Origin of the sequence: Streptomyces sp. NPDC001750 (assembly GCF_042892615.1) — a bacterium.
GTDB lineage: Bacteria > Actinomycetota > Actinomycetes > Streptomycetales > Streptomycetaceae > Streptomyces.
This window is the reverse complement of the sequence record NZ_JBIAUE010000008.1, coordinates 39,502-58,072: the sequence shown is the minus strand read 5'-3', so window position 1 is coordinate 58,072 and position 18,571 is coordinate 39,502. Positions and strand designations below refer to the sequence as shown.

The following is an 18,571-nucleotide window of genomic DNA, read 5'->3' as shown; positions in this document are numbered from 1 at the left end:
GGCTGTCATGAGAAGAATCCCTCTGAGCGGGTTGGCTTTCGCCGCCGCCGCTTCCCTCGTCCTCTCCGGGTGCAGCGGTGGTGACACCGACAACTCCGGGCAGGAGAAGTCCAAGGGCGCCACCTCGGAGAACGAGGTGCTGACCTCGTACAACCCCCAGCCTGCGAGCAACCTGAAGCAGGGGGGCAAGCTGACGCTTCCCATCGTGGAGATTCCCGATCAGCTCAACCCCCTGCAGGGCAACGCATCGCTGTACACATCGAAGATCGCCTGGTTCTACCAGCCGCAGCTGTCCTTCAACGACCCCAAGGGCAACATCACCTACAACGAGGACTACCTCACCGACGTCAAGCAGACGACGGTGGGCGGCAACACCCAGGTCACGTACGACATCAACCCGAAGGCCAAGTGGAACGACGGCCAGGACATCGACTGGACGACGTTCCGGGACACCTGGAACGCGCTCAACGGGAAGGACAAGGAGTACGACGTCGGCTCCACCGACGGCTACTCCAGCATCGCCTCGGTCAAGAAGGGCAAGGACGCCAAGCAGGTGATCGTCACCTTCGACGGCCCGTTCGTGTACTGGAAGTCCCTCTTCACCGGGGTCGTCAACCCGCACATCGCCAAGTCCGAAGCCTTCAACAAGGCTTACGTGAGCGACCCCCACGCGGAGTGGGGGGCCGGCCCTTACACCATCTCCAAGTTCGACGCCAAGGGCGGCACCGTCTCCTACAAGCCCAACCCCAAGTGGTGGGGCGCCAAGCCGCATCTGGACGAGCTCACCTTCGTACAGATGGAGGAGAGCGCCAGTATCAACGCCTTCAAGAACGGCCAGATCGACGCGGTGGAGGCAAATAACGCCGAGCAGCTCAACCAGGTGAAGTCGGTGAAGGGGACCGAGCTTCGCCGCGGCACGACCACCTCCAACAACCTCATGGTCTTCAACAGCACCTCGCCTCAGTTGAAGGACCCGGCGGTGCGCAAGGCCCTGATGGAGGGAATCGACCGTTCCCAACTCGCGAAGATCTCGTTCCAGGGACTTGGCTACACCGAGCCCCTGCCCGGATCCTTCAATCTCTACCCCTTCCAGAAGGGGTACCAGGACAACTTCGGCAAGCTCGTGAAGTTCGATGCCGCCAAGGCGAAGAAGGACCTGGATGCCGCGGGCTGGAAGGTCGGCTCGGACGGTGTGCGTGCCAAGGACGGCGAGAAGCTGGAGCTGACCTTCCCCACCATCGGTGACAGGTCCACCACCAAGGCCCGCGCCACTGCCCTCGCCCAGATGATGAAGGACATCGGCGTCAAACTGGACATCGAGGCTCACCCCTCCGCCGACTTCAACAAGGTGTTCACCAAGCGCGCCTTCGACATCTTCGGGATGGGCTTCATTTCGAGCGACCCGAACGGAATGCTCTACATCTGCCAGATGTACTGCTCCGACTCCACTCTCAACGTCTCCCGCTCGGTGCCGAAGAGCATGGACAAGGAGGTCAAGGCCGTCACCAACCTGCCGACCTTGGAAGAGCAGTTCGATGTCGGCAACAAGGTCGAGCTGGAAGCCATGGAGACCTACGGCATCATGCCGACCCACAACGGCCCCACCATCTGGGCCGTCAAGAAGGGTCTCGCCAACTACGGGTCGGCCCAGTTCTACGGCAACTACGGCGTCATGGGCCCGCCCCAGCTGATCGGCTGGCAGGCGAAGTAGCCGCCCTGCCGGGGGCTCCGCCGCATCGATGCGGCGGAGCCCCCGGCCTGTACTGGGCTCTGTTGCGTAGTCGGTGGTGACGGCAGGCTACGGGTGTCGTCGACGTCCTGTGCGAGATGTCAACGTCCATGTGACAACGGTGTTCTCAGGGTCGGCGGCACTGGTCATCGATGATGTGGCGGACGACGGCGAGGTGATCCGTTGGCCCTCAAGAATGATCAAAGGCCGGTTCCGGATTGCTCCGAAATCGGCCTTTGACCTGCGACTCTCACGAGTCGGGACGACAGGATTTGAACCTGCGACCCCTTGACCCCCAGTCAAGTGCGCTACCAAGCTGCGCCACGTCCCGCTACGGTTCTTCCCGGTGTTCCGGACGACCGCGCAGGACAAACATTACCTCACTCCGAGGACCGGATCGACGCACGTGCCTGGTGAGCGCGGTCGGCGAGCACCTCCGCGCCGCACGCGGTGGCCAGTTTGTGAGCCCTGGCGAGTTCGCGCGGGGAGCGGATCGCGATGCCGTAGTCGACGAGCGCCAGGGCGTGTTCGTACGCGGCCGGGGACGCCTCCAGGTGACGGACCGCCTCGGCCAGCAGATGGACCGCGTCCTCGGGACGGGCGAAGAGGGCGACGCAGCGCAGGGCCTCGCCGATCGCGGTGTCCGTGCCGAACCGTTCGGCGTGCACGCGGGCGGCGGTGGCGAGTTGGGCGGCGCGCTGCGGGTCATCCTCCGCCAGGGCACGGGCCAGGTCACCGGCCCAGGGTGCCCACACGCCGTTGAACCTGCCCCGTGCCTCGAGTGCCTGACCGGCCGCTTCGAGTTCGGTGACGGCCTCCTTGGTACGGCCTTCCGCCAGCAGCAGCCTGCCGCGCAGGCAGGGTGCGTCGGGCAGCACCATCGCGCTGGGGTAGGGCGGACCGAAGTCGTAGCGGTCCGCGATCTGCCGGGCCTCGGCGACGCGGCCCCGGGCGATCAGGGTGTCGATGAGCAGGCAGGCCGCGTCCCAGTGGACCGGAAGTCCGCTGCCGACGCGGTCGGCGAGGCGCAGTCCCTCGCGGAGGAAGCCCTCGGCCTCGGCGAGTCGGCCACGACGGCGGTGGACCAGGCCCAGCAGCGTATGCGCGAACGCGAGGTGCGCACCGCTCCACCCGGAGATCTCGAAGGCGCGGACGGCCTCGCCGAACAGTGCCTCGGCCCGGTCGACCTGGTCGGTGAAGGCGTACGTGATGCCGACGAGCGTGGGCAGCTCGAAGCCCCATTCGGTGTCGGTCCAGCCGAGACCCCGGGCGGGGTGGCCGTCGACCAGGGCGCGTTCGCAGAGGTCGACGATCAGCTGGGCGTTCTCGCCGCGCATCATGGCGTCGAAGGCCCGCAGCGTCAGCAGGGCCCGTTCGGCGTTGTCCCGGCCGGTGAGATGGTCGGCGTTCCGGGCGAGCCGTTCGGATCTGGCGGGCCCGTCGTCCTCCGTGGCCTGCATGCCCTCCCAGAGGAAGTGGGCGGCCTGCAGTCGCATCAGGCCGGGACCCGGCGCAGTGCGCGCGGCCTCGGCCGCGAGCGCACTCGCCGCCTCCTTGAGCTGGTTGTTGTGGGAATGCGCGGCCGCCAGCCGGTAGGTGGCGTCGATCCGCTGCGTCTCGTCCAGACCCGGCATGTCGAGAGCGGCCCGCAGGTGCTGGACCGTGGTGGCCGGGGATGTGAGCAGGGTGGCGCAGCCCAGCTCGTACAGCAGGGTCGCCTTGATGTCCGGATGCGGGGGCTCCTCCAGGGCACGCTCCAGACAGCGGCGGGCGGCTTCCGGGGCGCCGACGGCGAGGTGCTGCCGGGACGCCTCGCGGAGCTGCTCGACGAGTTCCGGATCGTCGTCCGGGTGCACTTCGAGGAGGTGCCGGGAGGCCGCGGCGGCGCCGAGCCCCGCACGGGTGATGGCCCACGCGGCCCGCCCGTGGAAGGCGGTACGGGTGGCCGGCGGGATGGAGCGGTAGATGGCGGAGGCGATCAGCGGATGGACGAACTCCAGCGGATCGAACCCGGTGACGATACGGGCCTCGCGCAGCAGCGCCGTGCAGTCGGCCGCCTCGGCCTGGCTCATCCCGGCCAGCGTGGCGGCGAGGTCCTGCGAGATGTCCGTGCCGAGGACGGCCACGGCCCAGGCGAAGCGGGTGGCGTTGGTGCCGAGCCGTTCGAGCCGGGCGACGAGACCGCTGCCCCGGGCGGAGGCGCCGAGTTCGCGCAGCAGACCGGCCGACTCCTCCAGCGGTGCCAGTCCACGGTCCTGGACCTTGGCGACGAGTTCGACCGCCTCGTAGGGATTGCCTCCGGTGACGGCCCACACCTCGCGGCAGAACGGGTCGTCGGCGTGCTCGCCGAGGGCGGCGCGGGCCAGTTCGGCGGTGGCATCCGGGGTGAGGGCGCGCAGGGCCACCCGGGTCTGGCGCGGGCGGGCGCCGCCCGTTCCGGCGTCCTGGTGCCGCGCCGCCATCTCCTCCGGCCGGTGGGCACGGACGACGAGGACCGGCAGTTCGGCGAGGCGCGCGGTGAAGGAGTCGAGCCAGGCGAGGGTTTCGCCGTCGGCCCAGTGGGCGTCGTCGATCATGAGCAGCAGCGGGCGATGGCTCAGCCGGGCGGCGAGCCGGGCCACGACGAAGTCGAGGCCGTCCCGGACACCCTGCGGGTCGGCCTGCGGTCCGCTCGGTTCGGCGAGCCCGAGGGCAGGCGCGGCGATCTCGTACCAGGGACCGAACAGGTCCCGCACCTCGGCGGGCCGGAACTCGTCGAAAGCCGGTTGCAGTAACTGCCGTACGACGTGGAAGGGGACGGAGGTGACCGTTTCACCACCGCGTGCGGACCAGACCGTGCAGCGGTCGGCGGCCATCGAACGGATCTCGTCGAGCAGTGCCGTCTTCCCGATACCCGCCTCGCCGCTGAAGACCAGCAGTCCTCCGGTGGCCTGGGAGCCGCACAGGGCATCCACGGCTTGTGCGGCAGCGGCGAGTTCCGGTTCGCGCTCGTACAGTGGCCGGGACTGCTTCATCCCTACCCTCCCCAAAGTGGTGCGGACGAGTGTCGACACTAGTCGTGAACCCGGGCCCACGGACAGTGGTTCGTACACTTCATCGCAGGTGCGGGGCACAATCGAATGATGGACGCCACCAGCAGGGACCGGGACGCCGAGGGCCGGGCGCGCAACGCGCGTCCCCGTGACGGACTGGGCCGCCCCCTGCCGTACGGGGCCCCGGGAGTGGAGCGGCAGCCCGAGGGGGTGACCCGCACTCCCGAGGAGACGGTGCGGGAGGCGCAGCGGCTGCTGGACGCGGGAATGCCGTTCCACGCGCACGAGGTGTTCGAGGACGCGTGGAAGTCCGGGCCGTCCTCGGAGCGGGAACTGTGGCGCGGGCTGGCGCAGTTGGCCGTGGGGCTGACGCACGCGGCACGAGGCAACGCCACCGGCGGAGCCCGGTTGTTGCGGCGCGGAGCGGCGGCGCTCGCCGGGTTCGGGACCGCCCGGCCGCACGGGATCGCGGTCGACGCGTTGATCGGCTGGGCCGGGGACCTGGCACGCCGGGTGGAGGCCGGGGAGGGCGAACGCGTACCGGGCGGCGGGGCGCGGCCCGTCGACGCGGCCGGTGAGGCACCCCGCCTGCTCGCTGGAGGCCGCTGGGGCGTGTCTCGAAAGTAGCGTCGCCCGCCCGAAGGGCGGGGCCCGCGGCGTCCGGTGCGGTGCATCGCACGGCGGGGGGTCACCTTCGCACTGGGCGTACGTGGACGATCCGACGACGTGGCGAGGTGCCGCGCCAGGCGTCGCGGGCCGGACGGGACTCTCGAAACATGCCCTACGTACTGCGACCCGAAAGATCCACGTCCCGTGTGCACGGGGCGCGGCCCGCGCGCACGAGAGGGCGGCGGCCGGGGCTGGTGGCCCGGGCTCCCCCGGCGCCGGGGCATCGGGCAGACTCGGTGCGGTGAGAAAGATCTATGTCATCGGTATCGGCGCGGGCGACCCCGACCATCTGACCCTGCAGGCCGTCAAGGCGCTGAACAGGGCGGATGCGTTCTTCATCCTCGACAAGGGCGAGGAGAAGTCCGATCTGACCCGGTTGCGGCGGGACATCCTGGACGCGCACGCGAAGGACCGCTCGTACCGGCTCGTCGAGGCCCGGGACCCGGAGCGCGATCGCGTGACGTCGGACTACTCGCCCGCGGTGGACGACTGGCGCCGGCGTCGCGCGGATCTGTACGAGGACTTCATCGCGCGGGAGCTGGGCGAGGACGAGTGCGGGGCGTTCCTGGTGTGGGGCGATCCGGCGCTCTACGACTCCACGCTCGGCATCCTGGAGGAGATCGCCGGCCGGGGTTCCGTGGCCTTCGAGCACGAGGTGGTGCCCGGTATCAGCAGTGTGTCCGCGCTGCTGGCCAGGCACCGCACGGGGCTGAACCGGGTGGCGCGTCCGGTGCAGATCACCACCGGGCGGCGGCTGGCCGAGGGCTGGCCCGAGGGCGTCGACGACGTGGTGGTGATGCTGGACGCGCGGCAGGCGTTCACCCGCCATCTCGACCAGGACCTGTTCATCTACTGGGGGGCGTACGTGGGGACCGAGGACGAGATCCTGGTCTCCGGACGCCTCGCCGAGGTGGCGGAGCGGATCGAGGAGTTGCGGGCCGAGGCGCGTGCCCGCAAGGGCTGGATCATGGACACGTATCTCCTGCGTCGCGGCTGAACCCACCTTCCGCGTACAGGATCCGGAGCGCCGACGGCACGTCGTGGACGACGGGCACACCGTCGGGTGCCGGTGGGCGGCGGACCACGACCACGGGCAGGCCGAGGTGCCGGGCCGCGGTGAGTTTCGCGGCGGTGGCGGGGCCGCCGCTGTCCTTGGTGACGAGGACGTCGACGGCGTGCGCGCGCAACAGTTCCGTCTCGCCCTCGACCGTGTACGGGCCGCGGTCGAGGATCACCTCGGTGTGCCGGGGCAGCGGCGGGTTCGGGGGTTCGACGGACCGGACGAGGAAGTGGAGCCGGTCGGCGCCGGGAGCCGTGGCGAAGGCCGCCAGGCCCAGACGGCCGGTCGTGAGGAATATCCGTTCCCCCAGGCCGGGCAGTCGCTCGGCGGCGTGGGCGAGGTCTCGGGCCTGGTACCAGCGGTCGCCGGGGCCCGCCGTCCAGCCGGGGCGGCGCAGCGCGAACAGCGCGGTGCCGGTGGCCTGAGCCGCCCGCGCCGCGTGGGCACTGATGGTGTCCGCGAAGGGGTGGGTGGCGTCGACGACGGTGTCCACGTCATGGGTACGCAGCCAGTCGGCGAGACCGCGCGCACCGCCGAAGCCGCCGACACGCACCTCACCGGCGGGCATGCGGGGCCGGGCGACCCGTCCGGCCAGTGACGTGGTGACGCGGATCGTGGCGGGGCGGCCGGGCGCGGTCAGCTCGGCGGCGAGCTGCCGGGCCTCGGTCGTACCACCGAGGACGAGGATGTGGCCGGGCATGTGTCGAACCTACGTCACGTTCGCGTCCGTCCGCCCGAGCGGTGAACGGGGCGGGCCCACAGCCATTACGATCCGGCGTCATGAGCACTTCTGACCAGGACCAGGCCGCAGATGCCCGGATAGCCGCTCCCGGGGCGGCCTCCGACGGCGCTCCGGAGGGTGAGACGAAGCGGGTACGCCGCGCCCAGGCCGGGCCGGACGGGGAACCGGCGCGGTCGGCGGACGGGGCGCCGGCGCGGTCGGCGGACGGGGAACCGGCGCGGTCGGCGGACGGGGCGCCGGCCACGGGGGCCGACACCGAGGACGCTTCCGACACCCCCGTCGCAACCCCCGAGACGGCCGTCGCCGACGGGACCTCCGCCGAATCCGTTGCCGACGCGGCCGACACGGGCGTCGCCGGTACGCGCGGCACCGGCATCGCCGACCAGGCCCGTCCGGATCCCGTCGCACAGCTCGGAGCCGGGCCCGAGGAACGGCGGCTGACGCCACGTCAGGCGAGGCGGCTCCGTATCGCTCTGTCCTCGGTCGGCATGGCCGCGATGGCCGTCGTGCTCGCGTTGCGGATCGCCAGCAGGTCTTCCGTACTCGTGGTCGGGGTGTACGGGCTCGCGCTGATCCTGTGCGGAATCGTCATCGAGCTCAGCAGGAACGGCCGGACTCGCCTCGGCACGTGGCTGCTCGTGGTGGGGCTGGTCGCGGCGATCGGCTCGGACTGGCTGCTGATTCCCTGACGTACCGTCAGAGCCTTTGGCGGAACACGCGATCGCGGCTGACCAGTCCGGTGGCGGCCCGGGCGAGCAGGAACGCGCCGGTTCCGTAGGTGCATTGGGCGTCGCCCGGGTCCAGCGCGTTCTGGGCGACAGCGCGGCCTGCTGGTCGACGAGGAGTCCGGTCAGCGGGATCTCGGTGCCGAAGGCGCTGGTCGTGCCGACGTCCGTGTCGGAGTCGACGACGACGGGGAGGCGTTCGCCGCCGAGTCCGAAGAGGTCCAGGGCGCGCGGGGACCACTCGGCCCGTTCCAGATCGAGCAGTTGGGTGCGGCCCGCGGTTGCGGTGTCCGTGACGAAGGCACCGGCCAGCCGGTGGACGAGCCAGGAGTCGCTGGTGGTGACCACGCCCTCGCGGGTGAGTTCCCGACGGATCCAGGCCATTTTGGGGGCTGCGAAGTACGGATCGAGCGGAAGGCCGGTGAGGTGCCTCAACTCGTCGTCGTACGCTTCGAGTTCGGAGCAAATCGACGCGGAGCGGCGGTCCTGCCGGACGATGGCGTCGGTGAGGGGGCCGCCCGGTGCCCGGATCCCAGGCGAGGACTGCCTCACCCTGGTTGGCCAGGCCGACGGCCGACACTGGTTCGCCCGCCTGCGCCATCGCCCGATTCCCGGCGAGGGGGACCGATTCGAGCAGCTCCGCCGGGTCGACCTCGACGGCTCCCCCGCTGCCGTGCCGCGGCCGGACCGGAGCCGACGCGGAACCGATCACGCCGCGTTCGGGGCAGACCACGAGCGCCTTGGTGCCCGATGTGTCCTCGTCCACGGCGAGTACCGGGCCTGTCATCGACACTCCATCGGGGCAAAAGCTCTGCGGCTTGAACGGATCTGCCGCTTGAACGGAATCGTGATCATTGGTCTGCGACGCCCAGCGTGATGCAGACCACCGCCCACGTCAAGGGTCGTCCGGACAGGGGCGCGGAATCGCTGTCGGCAAATCAACCCGCGTAAGGATCAGCGGGCTTGAGTTACCGCCTCCAGGCCGTAAGATCCGCGAATCGGTCGGGAGTTCGGGGCGACTGGCCTTACACTCACCGCCGAGCAACACCCTGACACTTTAAAGCAGTTCGGTATTCAACAGCAGTACACCCCCCACGTCGCCGAGGATTCATGAGACCGAAACACCACCCTGAGCGCCGGGACCCCGCTTCCCGGGCACTCCGCCGTACCACGGGTTCCACTCCGCCACGGGGTTGTGTGACGTGCTGAGGAGACACTCCGTGCCCCGCTCTCCGTCCCGTCGCACGGGAGCAGGGAACGTCGATGGCCAACAGTGAGTTCCGGCCGGTCTATCACCCGGCCGGCCATGACAACGAATTACGGTCCGCGTTACAGGATTTGCGCACCGGACGCTGGTTGTCCATGCGGAATCTGCTGGAGAGCACTCCGGACTGGTCCTTGTGGACGCAGCGCACGCAGGTGCTGGGCGCGGTAGCCGCCGGTTCGGACGCGGTGCAGGCGTGGCTGGCCGAGGAGCCGCAGAGCGTGGCCGCCGCCGTGATGCGCGCGCGGGTCGTCGTGGAACGGGCCGTCCGCGCCCACCGCGACGGCCATCACCGGGCCCGGGAGCTGTGGCAGGAAGCGTGGGGTGCCTGCCGGACGGCCGCGCACGCCTCGCCCGCCGATCCGGTGCCGTGGGTGTGTCTGCTCGCCCTGTCCCAGCTGGACGAGCGCCAGCAGCTGGAGGAGCACCGGATGCACCCGCCGGGACCGATGCTCTTCCCCGGACCGTGGGGGCTGCTGGCGGAGGCCGACAAGCGTGACCCGTACAACCGCGAGGCGTACCACCGGATGCTCCAGTTCGTGTACGCGCGCAAGGCGGGCGGGGCGCTCTCGGAGGCGTTCAACTTCGTCCAGTGGGCGGCCTCTTCGGCCCCGGAGGGCTCCGCGCTGCATGTGCTTCCGTTGTACGTACGGGTCGAGCGGTACCGGCGGGAGCGCGGTCACGAGAAGGCCCTGGACCTGCACTGGGTCACCGAGGACGCCGAACGGGACGCGATGCGGGCCTCGCGGCTGTGGTTCCACCGCACTCTCCCGCTGTCCCATTCCCTGCCGGATCTGAACCATCTGGCCCACGCGCTGTGGGGGGCACTCAAATTCGCCGAGGCGGCGCCGGTGTTCGAGGAGCTCGGGCCGTACTTCACCTCGGTCCCCTGGATGTACCGGACGCGTGATCCCAAGGCCCCGGGGGGCGCCGAGGAGGTCTTTCTGCGCGCCCGGAGCCGCTGCCTGGCCGCGCCCCGCGAACCCGGGCACGGCCCGCCCGGCTGAGCCGGTACGCCGCGCCGTCGCACCGCACTCCCCCGTTCCGGACCGGACCTCGCGCACGCGTCCGCGGTCCGGCCGTTCCCCTGTCCGTCCGTCCCCTGTCCACCGCTCACGGAGGTCTTCCCATGTCCATATCCACCCCCACCCATTCGGGCGCGGAGGCCGCCCCACCGCACGACGAGGAGCAGCGACTGCGCGAACTCGGCTATCAGCCGGTTCTCGCCCGTCGCATGGGCGGGTTCGGCAACTTCGCCATCAGCTTCTCCGTCATCTCGATCCTGTCCGGCTGCATGACGCTGTACGGCTTCGGCATGTCGACCGGCGGTCCGGCGGTGATGCTCTGGGGCTGGGCGGGTGTGGGGCTCTTCGTGCTCTGTGTCGGCATGGCGCTCGCCGAGGTCACCAGCTCCTACCCGACGTCGGGGGCGCTCTATTACATGGCCGACCGGCTCGGCGGCCGCAAGTGGGGCTGGTACACGGGCTGGCTGAACCTGCTCGGCCTGCTCGGCGCGATCGCCGGCATCGACTACGGTGCCGCGTTGTTCACCGGCGCGTTCATGAACCTGCAGTGGGGCTTCACCCCCACCCCGGGCAAGACGATGATCATCTTTGTCTGCATCCTGCTGCTGCACGCGGTGCTGAATCTCTTCGGTGTCCGTCTCGTCAGCGTGCTCAACTCCATCAGTGTGTGGTGGCATCTCGCCGGTGTCGCGGTGATCGTGGTCGTGCTGGCGGTCGTCCCCTCGCACCACCAGTCCCCGTCGTTCGTCTTCACCGAGTTCGTCAACGACACCGGGTGGGACAACCCGTTGTACGTGGCGGCGATCGGTCTGCTCCTCGCCCAATACACCTTCTGCGGCTACGACGCCTCCGCGCATCTGTCGGAGGAGACGTCGAACGCCTCGGTGACGGCCGCCAAGGGCATCGTTCGCGCCATCTGGGCGTCGTGGATCGCCGGGTTCGTCCTGCTGGCCGGGCTGACCTTCGCCATCCAGGACTACAAGGGCACCCAGGAGACCGCGACCAATGTGCCGCCGGCCCAGATCATGATCGACGCGCTGGGCACCTCCGGGGCCACGGCCCTGCTGCTCATCGTGATCGCGGCGCAGCTGTTCTGCGGCAACGCCGAGGTCGCCGCCGCCAGCCGGATGGTGTTCGCGTTCAGCCGTGACAACGCCCTGCCGGGCTCGGCCCTGTGGCGCAAGGTGAGTTCGCGCACCCAGACGCCGGTCAACGCGGTGTGGCTGTCGGTGGCCGTCGCCGCGGTGCTGGCCCTGCCGTCGCTGTACTCGGCCACCGCCTACGGAGCGGTGACCGCGATCAACGTCATCGGCATCACCCCCGCCTACGCCATCCCGATCTTCCTGAAGCTGCGCTCGGGCGACCGCTTCGAGCGCGGTCCGTGGCACCTGGGCCGCTGGAGCAAGCCCATCGGCTGGATCGCCGTGGTGTGGGTGGCCTTCGTCACCGTGCTGTTCCTGCTCCCGCAGTCGTCGCCGGTGACGATCGACTCGATGAACTACGCGTCGATCGCGCTGATCGCGGTGCTGGTCCTGGCCACCGTGTGGTGGTTCGTCGCACGCCGCTCGTACGGCACGCCCTCGGCGTACGGGACCGCGCGCGAGCAGGCGCAGATCGAGGAGGACGTCATCTGACCGGGCTCGCCCGCGCGTCGGCCCGAAACGCCCCGGCCCTCCCCCGCCGCCACGAGCGGTGATCGGGAGGGCCGGGGCGTTGCGCGCGGACGGCCACCGCACCGCCCGCGCGCCCGTGGTCGTGCACCGCCGCCACACGGTGACGCCCGCCATGAACAGCAGGATCGCGCCGATCGACACACGGATCGCCGCGTCGTCGGCCCAGATCAGGAACGCGCATCCCGCCACCACGCCGACCGCGACGGCGGGGAAGAGCCGCAGCAGAGTGGGCCAGTGGGCGTGTCGCCGGTAGAGGAGCACGGCGAGCACGTCGCCCACGACGGGGATCGGGAGCAGCACCCCGGTGGACTCGCGCGCCGGGAGTACGGCCGCGAAGACGGCGAGACTGATCGTGTTGGCGCCGCTGACGGCCGACTTGGAGAAGCCGACGAGAGCGGATGCCGCGGCGAGCGCCGCCCATTGCCAGAGCGCGAGGGTGTCCATGTCAAACGACGATCATAGATGCAACCCTGGCACCTCGAACGCGTCCTCGACGCCTTGGGCCCACCCTCGACACCTCACGAAATGATCGTTCGATCACTTTCGCTCCCCTCCGATCGATCTCTTGACCCAATAACGATCAATCGATCAGAATTCCCCCGTGACCCGAAACAGGAGCCGCGTCGGCGGCGCGGACGTCCGGCCCGGGAGACGAGCCGCAGGCGACGGATTCGCCCACCGCGTACGACGTGAAAGGCCGGCTTTCCTCGCATGACCGCACCCCACCCGCGCCCTCCCTTCGAACTCCCCTCCGACGACCCGGTGCTGAGCCCGCGCACCGGCTACACCCGAGCGCACTGGGAGGCCGTGGCCGACGGGCTGCTGGCGGCCGCCTGGAAGTGGGCCACTCCCGGCGGCGCCCGGCTGGACCTGCCCGGCAGGCCCTCCGTGTCCGGGGTGCGCTCCGACGGTCTGGAGGGATACGCGCGCACCTTCCTGGCCGCCGCCTTCCGGGTGGCGGGCGCGGGCGGCGAGGACCCCCGCGGCTGGCTCGGCCGCTACGCCGACGGGCTCGCGGCCGGCACGCTCACCCCGGGCCGGGACGACGCCGAATCATGGCCGCTGATCCGCGACCACCCGGCCCTCGGCCAGCCCATGGTGGAGTCCGCCTCCGTCGCCATCGGACTGCGGCTCACCCGTCCGTGGCTCTGGGACCGGCTGGAGCCCGCGGTGCGGGACCGGACCGAGACGTGGCTGCGCGATGCCCTGCGACACCGCCCCGCGCCCAACAACTGGTACCTGTTTCCCTACGCGGTGGCCGGTTTCCTGGAGTCCGTGGGCCGCGGCGACGCGGAGACGGCCCGCGCGAAGGAGCGCGCCCACGACCTGCTGGAGGGCTGGTACCGCGGCGACGGCTGGTACTCGGACGGCGACGGACGCGCCTTCGACCACTACAACGGCTGGGCGCTGCACCTCTACCCCGTGCTCGACGCCCATCTGTCGGGCGACGCCGGGCTGTCCGCGCACTACGGCGCGCGGCTGAGCGAACATCTGGAGGGTTTCTCGCTGCTGTTCGGCGGCGACGGCGCGCCGATCCACTTCGGCCGGTCACTGACCTACCGTTTCGCCGCCGCCTCGTCGGTCGCGCTCGGTGCCGTCACCGGGCACACCCCGCTCGCGCCCGGCGTCTCCCGACGGGTGATCGACGGTGCGCTGCGCTACTTCCTGGACCGCGGCGCGGTAGGCGCGGACGGGCTGCTGAACCTGGGCTGGCACGGCCCGCACCCGGCCGGTCTGCAGAACTACTCGGCCCCCGCGTCGCCGTACTGGGCGTCCAAGGCGTTCGTGTCGCTGCTGGCCCCGGAGGATCATCCGCTGTGGACGGCGACCGAGGAGCCCGCGCCGAGCGAGGGACCCGACCGGGTGCTCGCGCTGCCCGCTCCGGGGCTGCTCGTGCAGTCCACGGGTGCGGACGGGATCGTACGGCTGCACAACCACGGCAGCGACCACGTGCTGCCGCACGAGGGCGAGGCCGGTGCCCCGGCCGATCCGCTGTACAGCCGTCAGTCGTACTCCACGGTGACCGGTCCCACCTCGGGCGGGAACGTGGCGGACAACCATCTGGCGGTGGTCGTCGCCGGGGCGCGCAGCGGCCGCCGCGCCATCCGTCCGCTGGGTGCGGGCGACGGGGACGGCTGGGGGTGGGCCGCCTCCTGGCACCGCCCCGTGTTCGCCTCCGGGCAGCCGATGGCGCCGGGGATGCGGGTGGAGAGTGTCACGGTGGTGCGCGGCCGGTACGAGTTGCGGGTGCACCGGGTGCTCGGCGCGCCGGACGGGGCCCGGGTGGAGCAGACGGGATGGGCGACCGGCCGTGACGACACGGTGGTGTCGGCGCTGCACGGTCTGCACGGCTGGGAGAGGCGGGACGTGGTGCGGGCCCCGGAGGGCACCGCGTACACGCCGTGGGCGCAGGTGCCCCGGCTGTCCGGTCCGGCGCAGGGAACGGTGCTGCTGGTGGCACTCGCCTCGCTGACCGCGGATCCGGGTGCGGCGCCGCTCGACGCCGTGGTGAGCGATGTCGACGTGGACGGGGACACGGTGGCGGTGTCCTGGGCGGACGACGCGACGACCACCCGTGTCCGCTTCGAGCCGCTCACCGTCACACACGGCTGAGCACCGGCGGGCCACGGCCCGGGGATCGGGGTGCGCGGCCGGGAGGGCCACGCACCCCGCGCTGCCCCGCCCACGGGTCCCGCGGGCTGGGCAGCGTGTCCGGGGCCCTGCCCGCCCTACGCGTCGGTGCGGATCATCACCACCAGGGTGCGCGGTCCGTGGACCCCCTCCACGCGTTCCAGTTCGATGTCCGACGTGGCGGACGGCCCGCTGATCAGCGTCGTCGGCCGGTCGGGCACCAGCCGGGCCACCGCCTCGGGCACACCGACCTCGACCGCCGACAGGTCGACGACGCACACATGCAGATCGGGCACGAGGGAGAGCGCCCGCCTGCCCTGGTCCGGCGATCCGTCCAGGAAGATCGTGCCCGTCTCGGCGCAGCCGGCGGCCGAGGCGGTGACGACGCCGTCCAGCGCGTCGAGACGCGGTGCCGGAAGGTCGGCCGAGTCCACCCGGACCTCGCCGTCGTACGTGCCGAGCCACGACGGATCGAGTCCGGCCGGTACCCCGATCCGCCGTGCGTCGTGTTCCCCCAGCACCTCGGCGACGGTCGCGGCGGTACGGTCGGCGGTGCAGGTGCGCACCTCGGCCTTGTAGTCGACGAGGCGGTCGGTGAAGAGGGCCAGGCGTTCGTCGTCGGGAAGGGTGCGTCCGGTGCGGTAGGCGCGGTCCACGGGGGTGCCCTGGACCGGGGCGAGGGTCAGGGCGTCCCTGATCCGGCCCAGCACGGTCTCGCGTGCGCTCGTCACTTCTCCTCCTCCTTCCGCGGGTCGTCCGTGTGCTCGGCCGCGGCCGCGCGCATCGTCGCGGCTCCCTCGGCCGATGCCAGCCAGGCGCGGAAGGTCTGCTTCGGCGGCGCGGCGGTGTCGCGTCCGGCGCTCCAGTGGTCGAACGGCGGCGGCAGATGTCTGATCTTGCCGTCCCGACCGGCGAGGACGCGGCCGAGGGCGGCGCCCTTCTGCGCGGTCGTGTACAGCCCGGGCCGTCGCATCACCGTGGCGGCGGCCTTCATGGCCAGCTTCTCCGCCGTCGTCCCGGTGTGCTCGGTGTGCTGATGGCGCAGTTCGACCAGCAGCGACGGAATGTCGATCTTCACCGGGCAGGCGTCGAAGCAGGCACCGCAGAGGCTGGAGGCGTACGGCAGCGAGCCGTTGGGGTCGCCCTTGGCCGCGTCCATCCCGGCGAGCTGCGGGGTGAGGACCGCGCCGATCGGTCCGGGGTACGTCGAGCCGTACGCGTGGCCGCCGGCCCGCTCGTACACCGGACAGACGTTGAGACAGGCCGAGCAGCGGATGCAGTTGAGGGCCTCGCGACCGATCCGGTCGGCGAGCGCCGCAGTGCGGCCGTTGTCGAGCAGGACCAGGTGGAACTCCTGCGGCCCGTCGCCCGGTGTCACCCCGGTCCACATCGAGGTGTAGGGGTTCATCCGCTCCCCGGTGGAGGAGCGCGGCAGCAGTTGCAGGAACACCTCCAGGTCCTGGTAGCGCGGCAGCACCTTCTCGATGCCCATGACGGTGATGAGGGTGTCGGGCAGGGTCAGGCACATGCGGCCGTTCCCCTCCGACTCCACGACGCAGAGCGTTCCGGTCTCCGCGATGCCGAAGTTGGCGCCGGAGACCGCCACCTTGGTCGTCATGAACTTCTCGCGCAGATAGGCGCGGGCGGCGGCGGCGAGATGCGCGGGCACGCTGTCGAGACGCGGGTCGACACCGGGGATCTCCTTGAGGAAGATCTGCCGGATCTCGTCGCGGTTGCGGTGGATCGCGGGGACCAGGATGTGCGACGGCTTGTCGTGGGCGAGTTGGACGATCAGTTCGGCGAGGTCCGTCTCGTAGGCGGTGATGCCGGCGGATTCGAGGTGCTCGTTGAGGCCGATCTCCTGGGTGGCCATCGACTTGACCTTGATGACGTCGGTGCTGCCGGTCGCCTTGACGAGCCGGGTGACGATCTCGTTGGCCTCGACGCCGTCGCGCGCCCAGTGGACCGTGCCGCCGCGCTCGGTGACCTTGCGCTCCAGTTCCTCCAGGAGTTCGGGGAGCCGGTTCATGGTGTCGGTCTTGATGGCCGATCCGGCGTCGCGCAGCGCCTCCCAGTCGGGCAGTTCACCGGTGACGTCGAGGCGTTTGGCGCGGATGGTGCGGGTGGCCCTGCCGAGATTGCGGCGCAGTTGCTCGTCGCGCAGTTCGTCGTGGGCCGCCTTCGGGAACGTCCGGTCGCCGCGCAGATTGCCCGTTCCGTACGGGGAGCGGGGCGGGGTCGCGGGCATGCCGAGGAAGGTGCTGCTCATCGGAGGGCCTCCGTCGGGGCATACGGCGCGGTGCGGGTGGCGGCGAGGATCTGCGCGAGGTGCAGGGTGCGGGTGCCCGATCCGATGCGGGAGAGACCGCCGCCGATGTGCATCAGGCAGGACGAGTCACCGGCGGTGCAGACGTCGGCGCCGGTGGTGGCGATGTTGCGCATCTTGTCCTGGAGCATCGCCGTCGACGTGTCGGCGTTCTTGAGGGCGAACGTGCCCCCGAACCCGCAGCACGCGTCCGCTTCGGGGAGTTCGACGAGGTCGATGGAGTCGACGGCGCGGAGCAGCTTCAGCGGCTTCTCGCCGACCCGGAGCATGCGCAGGGAGTGACAGGTGGGGTGGTAGGTCACGCGGTGCGGGAAGTAGGCCCCGACATCGGTGACGCCCAGGACGTCGACGAGGAGTTCGGACAGCTCGTACGTCTTGTCCTTGACGGTGGCGACCCCGGAGCGCAGCGCCGCGTCGCCGTACCGCCGGGCGACCAGGTCGTGCTGGTGGCGGACCGTCCCGACGCACGAACCGGACGGCATGACGACGGCGTCGATCGACGCGTCGCCGAACTGCTCGGCGAAGTTCCGCACCAGCGGCACGGGTTCGCGCTGGTAGCCAGTGTTGACGTGCATCTGTCCGCAGCAGGTCTGCCCCGGAGGGAACACCACGTCATGGCCGAGACGGGCGAGCAGGACCGCGGTCGATTTCACCGCCTCCGGGAAGAGCGTGTCTCCCAGACAGGTGGCGAAGAGTCCGATGCGCATGGGCCTCTCCGATCGTTTCTCCGATTCTTTTATGGTCTGACCATACTAGCCTCCGTCCAGAACGCGAAGGGTGAGACACCTATTCAGGGGGCGGGCCATATCAGAAAGTCATGCACCTGACAAACACGTCGACCGGCCCGGAACAGATCGGCCGCACGGCCTCACACCTGTCCGGCACCCTCGTCGACCAGCGTGCCGTGGAGGTTGCGGATATGCCGTTCGACCAGATCGGCCGCGTCCGCGCCCCGCCCGGCCCGGAGCAGCCCCAGCAGTTCGGCGTGCTCCGCGTCGAGCGCGGCGGCCGTGGCGGGCCAGTCCTCGGTCCGCTCCAGCGCCCGCAGGATCAGCGGGCGCACGGACTCGCGCACGGCGGAGGTGAGCGTGGAGGTCAGCTCGTTGCCCGAACTGCGGGCGATGTGGACGTGGAACCGGGTGTCCAGGTCGTTGAACTCGGCGACCTCGATTCCGGGCTCCCTCATCCGCTCGACCAGGCCCTCCGCCTCGTCGAGGTCCTCCTTCGTGGCATGCCGCGCGGCCGCCTCGAAACTGGACCGCTCCAGCGCGACGCGCGCCTCCAGGACGTCATGGAGCCCGTAGCTGCCGAGGGCGAAGTGCAGACGCAGCAGCCGCCCGAGGGCGTCGTCCGGATTGCGCACGATCCGCGCCCCCGCGTCCGGCCCCCGGCCCGGCTGGGCGACCAGCACCCCGATGGTCTCCAGCACCCGCAGCGCCTCGCGCAACGCGGACCGGCTGACCCCGAGCACCGGCGCCAGCTCCCGCTCGGGGGGCAAGCGGTCACCGGCCTTGAGCTCACCGGCGAACACCCGCTGTTCGATGCTCTGAAGCACGAGTTCATGCGTGCGCGACTGCCGTACGGGCTGCCACTCGACCGGCATCCGCCACCCCCTGCCCCGGCCGGTGTCGTCCGGCCGCCGTCGCGTCCTCTGCTCTCCCCACTATGTCACATATAACGTATGGTCGGACCAAA

At 70.8% G+C, this 18,571-nt stretch carries 13 protein-coding genes, 1 tRNA gene and 2 pseudogenes; 7 read left to right on the top strand and 9 right to left on the bottom strand.

What is annotated here, in order from left to right:
- Positions 1–7 precede the first annotated feature (7 nt).
- Complete coding sequence (locus ACFYY6_RS15285; protein WP_351635070.1) at positions 8–1,711, top strand: ABC transporter family substrate-binding protein; 1,704 nt, start codon at positions 8–10, stop codon at positions 1,709–1,711.
- Positions 1,712–1,986: 275 nt separating this feature from the next.
- Here ACFYY6_RS15285 and ACFYY6_RS15280 read toward each other — a convergent pair.
- Positions 1,987–2,060: transfer RNA gene (locus ACFYY6_RS15280), tRNA-Pro, on the bottom strand.
- Between the two features lie 49 nt (positions 2,061–2,109).
- Positions 2,110–4,743, bottom strand: coding sequence for an AAA family ATPase (locus ACFYY6_RS15275; protein ID WP_351519812.1), 2,634 nt, complete (start codon positions 4,741–4,743; stop codon positions 2,110–2,112).
- Positions 4,744–4,851: 108 nt separating this feature from the next.
- On the opposite strand from ACFYY6_RS15275, the gene ACFYY6_RS15270 reads away from it, so the two are divergent.
- Both ACFYY6_RS15270 and cobF read left to right on the top strand, forming a co-directional pair.
- A complete protein-coding gene (locus ACFYY6_RS15270) occupies positions 4,852–5,388 on the top strand; it encodes a DUF309 domain-containing protein (RefSeq protein ID WP_351519810.1) in 537 nt (178 codons plus the stop codon).
- A 283-nt stretch (positions 5,389–5,671) separates the two neighbouring features.
- Entirely contained in the window at positions 5,672–6,427 is a 756-nt protein-coding gene (gene cobF / locus ACFYY6_RS15265) for a precorrin-6A synthase (deacetylating) (RefSeq protein ID WP_351519809.1), read from the top strand.
- On the opposite strand, the gene ACFYY6_RS15260 is transcribed toward cobF, so the two are convergent.
- Positions 6,396–7,190, bottom strand: a complete 795-nt coding sequence (locus tag ACFYY6_RS15260; protein WP_351519808.1) for a cobalt-precorrin-6A reductase — start codon at positions 7,188–7,190, stop codon at positions 6,396–6,398. The genes cobF and ACFYY6_RS15260 overlap by 32 nt on opposite strands.
- Positions 7,191–7,270: 80 nt before the next feature.
- On the opposite strand from ACFYY6_RS15260, the gene ACFYY6_RS15255 reads away from it, so the two are divergent.
- A complete protein-coding gene (locus ACFYY6_RS15255; protein WP_351632684.1) occupies positions 7,271–7,921 on the top strand; it encodes a hypothetical protein in 651 nt (216 codons plus the stop codon).
- 37 nt (positions 7,922–7,958) lie between these two features.
- On the opposite strand, the pseudogene ACFYY6_RS15250 reads toward ACFYY6_RS15255, so the two are convergent.
- Positions 7,959–8,744 (bottom strand): annotated as a pseudogene (locus ACFYY6_RS15250) (FGGY family carbohydrate kinase); the annotation flags it as partial.
- Positions 8,745–9,220: 476 nt separating this feature from the next.
- Between ACFYY6_RS15250 and ACFYY6_RS15245 the strand changes: the two are divergent.
- Both ACFYY6_RS15245 and ACFYY6_RS15240 read left to right on the top strand, forming a co-directional pair.
- On the top strand, positions 9,221–10,228 hold the full coding sequence (locus ACFYY6_RS15245; protein WP_351519804.1) for a hypothetical protein: 1,008 nt from the start codon (positions 9,221–9,223) through the stop codon (positions 10,226–10,228).
- A 122-nt stretch (positions 10,229–10,350) separates the two neighbouring features.
- Positions 10,351–11,880, top strand: a complete 1,530-nt coding sequence (locus ACFYY6_RS15240; RefSeq protein WP_351519803.1) for an amino acid permease — start codon at positions 10,351–10,353, stop codon at positions 11,878–11,880.
- A gap of 126 nt (positions 11,881–12,006) precedes the next feature.
- On the opposite strand, the pseudogene ACFYY6_RS15235 reads toward ACFYY6_RS15240, so the two are convergent.
- Positions 12,007–12,363: pseudogene (locus ACFYY6_RS15235) on the bottom strand (sulfite exporter TauE/SafE family protein); the annotation flags it as partial.
- A 267-nt stretch (positions 12,364–12,630) separates the two neighbouring features.
- Between ACFYY6_RS15235 and ACFYY6_RS15230 the strand changes: the two are divergent.
- Positions 12,631–14,532 carry a DUF2264 domain-containing protein gene (locus ACFYY6_RS15230; RefSeq protein WP_351519801.1) on the top strand — a complete coding sequence of 634 codons (1,902 nt, stop codon included), beginning with the start codon at positions 12,631–12,633 and terminating at the stop codon, positions 14,530–14,532.
- A 116-nt stretch (positions 14,533–14,648) separates the two neighbouring features.
- On the opposite strand, the gene ACFYY6_RS15225 is transcribed toward ACFYY6_RS15230, so the two are convergent.
- The 4 genes from ACFYY6_RS15225 to ACFYY6_RS15210 form a co-directional block, all read right to left on the bottom strand.
- Positions 14,649–15,281: an LUD domain-containing protein gene (locus ACFYY6_RS15225; protein ID WP_351519799.1), complete on the bottom strand. Its 633-nt coding sequence runs from the start codon at positions 15,279–15,281 to the stop codon at positions 14,649–14,651.
- Entirely contained in the window at positions 15,278–16,819 is a 1,542-nt protein-coding gene (locus ACFYY6_RS15220; RefSeq protein WP_389193436.1) for a LutB/LldF family L-lactate oxidation iron-sulfur protein, read from the bottom strand. Before ACFYY6_RS15220 ends, ACFYY6_RS15225 begins: the two co-directional genes overlap by 4 nt.
- Positions 16,816–17,583 (bottom strand): (Fe-S)-binding protein, encoded by a 768-nt coding sequence (locus ACFYY6_RS15215; RefSeq protein ID WP_351519797.1) that lies wholly within the window; start codon positions 17,581–17,583, stop codon positions 16,816–16,818. The genes ACFYY6_RS15220 and ACFYY6_RS15215 overlap by 4 nt, the downstream gene beginning before the upstream one ends.
- A gap of 161 nt (positions 17,584–17,744) precedes the next feature.
- The gene (locus ACFYY6_RS15210; RefSeq protein ID WP_351519796.1) at positions 17,745–18,479 is read right to left on the bottom strand and encodes a FadR/GntR family transcriptional regulator; all 735 of its coding nucleotides are present in this window, start codon (positions 18,477–18,479) and stop codon (positions 17,745–17,747) included.
- Between the last annotated feature and the right edge of the window lie 92 nt (positions 18,480–18,571).

What these genes read in the sequence shown, in the direction of transcription:
- ACFYY6_RS15220 (WP_389193436.1), bottom strand. Translation starts at nt 16,819, where the DNA reads ATGAGCAGCACCTTCCTCGGCATGCCCGCGACCCCGCCCCGCTCCCCG.
- ACFYY6_RS15260 (WP_351519808.1), bottom strand. Translation starts at nt 7,190, where the DNA reads ATGCCCGGCCACATCCTCGTCCTCGGTGGTACGACCGAGGCCCGGCAG.
- ACFYY6_RS15285 (WP_351635070.1), top strand. Translation starts at nt 8, where the DNA reads ATGAGAAGAATCCCTCTGAGCGGGTTGGCTTTCGCCGCCGCCGCTTCC.
- ACFYY6_RS15215 (WP_351519797.1), bottom strand. Translation starts at nt 17,583, where the DNA reads ATGCGCATCGGACTCTTCGCCACCTGTCTGGGAGACACGCTCTTCCCG.
- ACFYY6_RS15255 (WP_351632684.1), top strand. Translation starts at nt 7,271, where the DNA reads ATGAGCACTTCTGACCAGGACCAGGCCGCAGATGCCCGGATAGCCGCT.
- ACFYY6_RS15245 (WP_351519804.1), top strand. Translation starts at nt 9,221, where the DNA reads ATGGCCAACAGTGAGTTCCGGCCGGTCTATCACCCGGCCGGCCATGAC.
- ACFYY6_RS15230 (WP_351519801.1), top strand. Translation starts at nt 12,631, where the DNA reads ATGACCGCACCCCACCCGCGCCCTCCCTTCGAACTCCCCTCCGACGAC.
- ACFYY6_RS15240 (WP_351519803.1), top strand. Translation starts at nt 10,351, where the DNA reads ATGTCCATATCCACCCCCACCCATTCGGGCGCGGAGGCCGCCCCACCG.
- ACFYY6_RS15275 (WP_351519812.1), bottom strand. Translation starts at nt 4,743, where the DNA reads ATGAAGCAGTCCCGGCCACTGTACGAGCGCGAACCGGAACTCGCCGCT.
- ACFYY6_RS15210 (WP_351519796.1), bottom strand. Translation starts at nt 18,479, where the DNA reads ATGCCGGTCGAGTGGCAGCCCGTACGGCAGTCGCGCACGCATGAACTC.
- ACFYY6_RS15270 (WP_351519810.1), top strand. Translation starts at nt 4,852, where the DNA reads ATGGACGCCACCAGCAGGGACCGGGACGCCGAGGGCCGGGCGCGCAAC.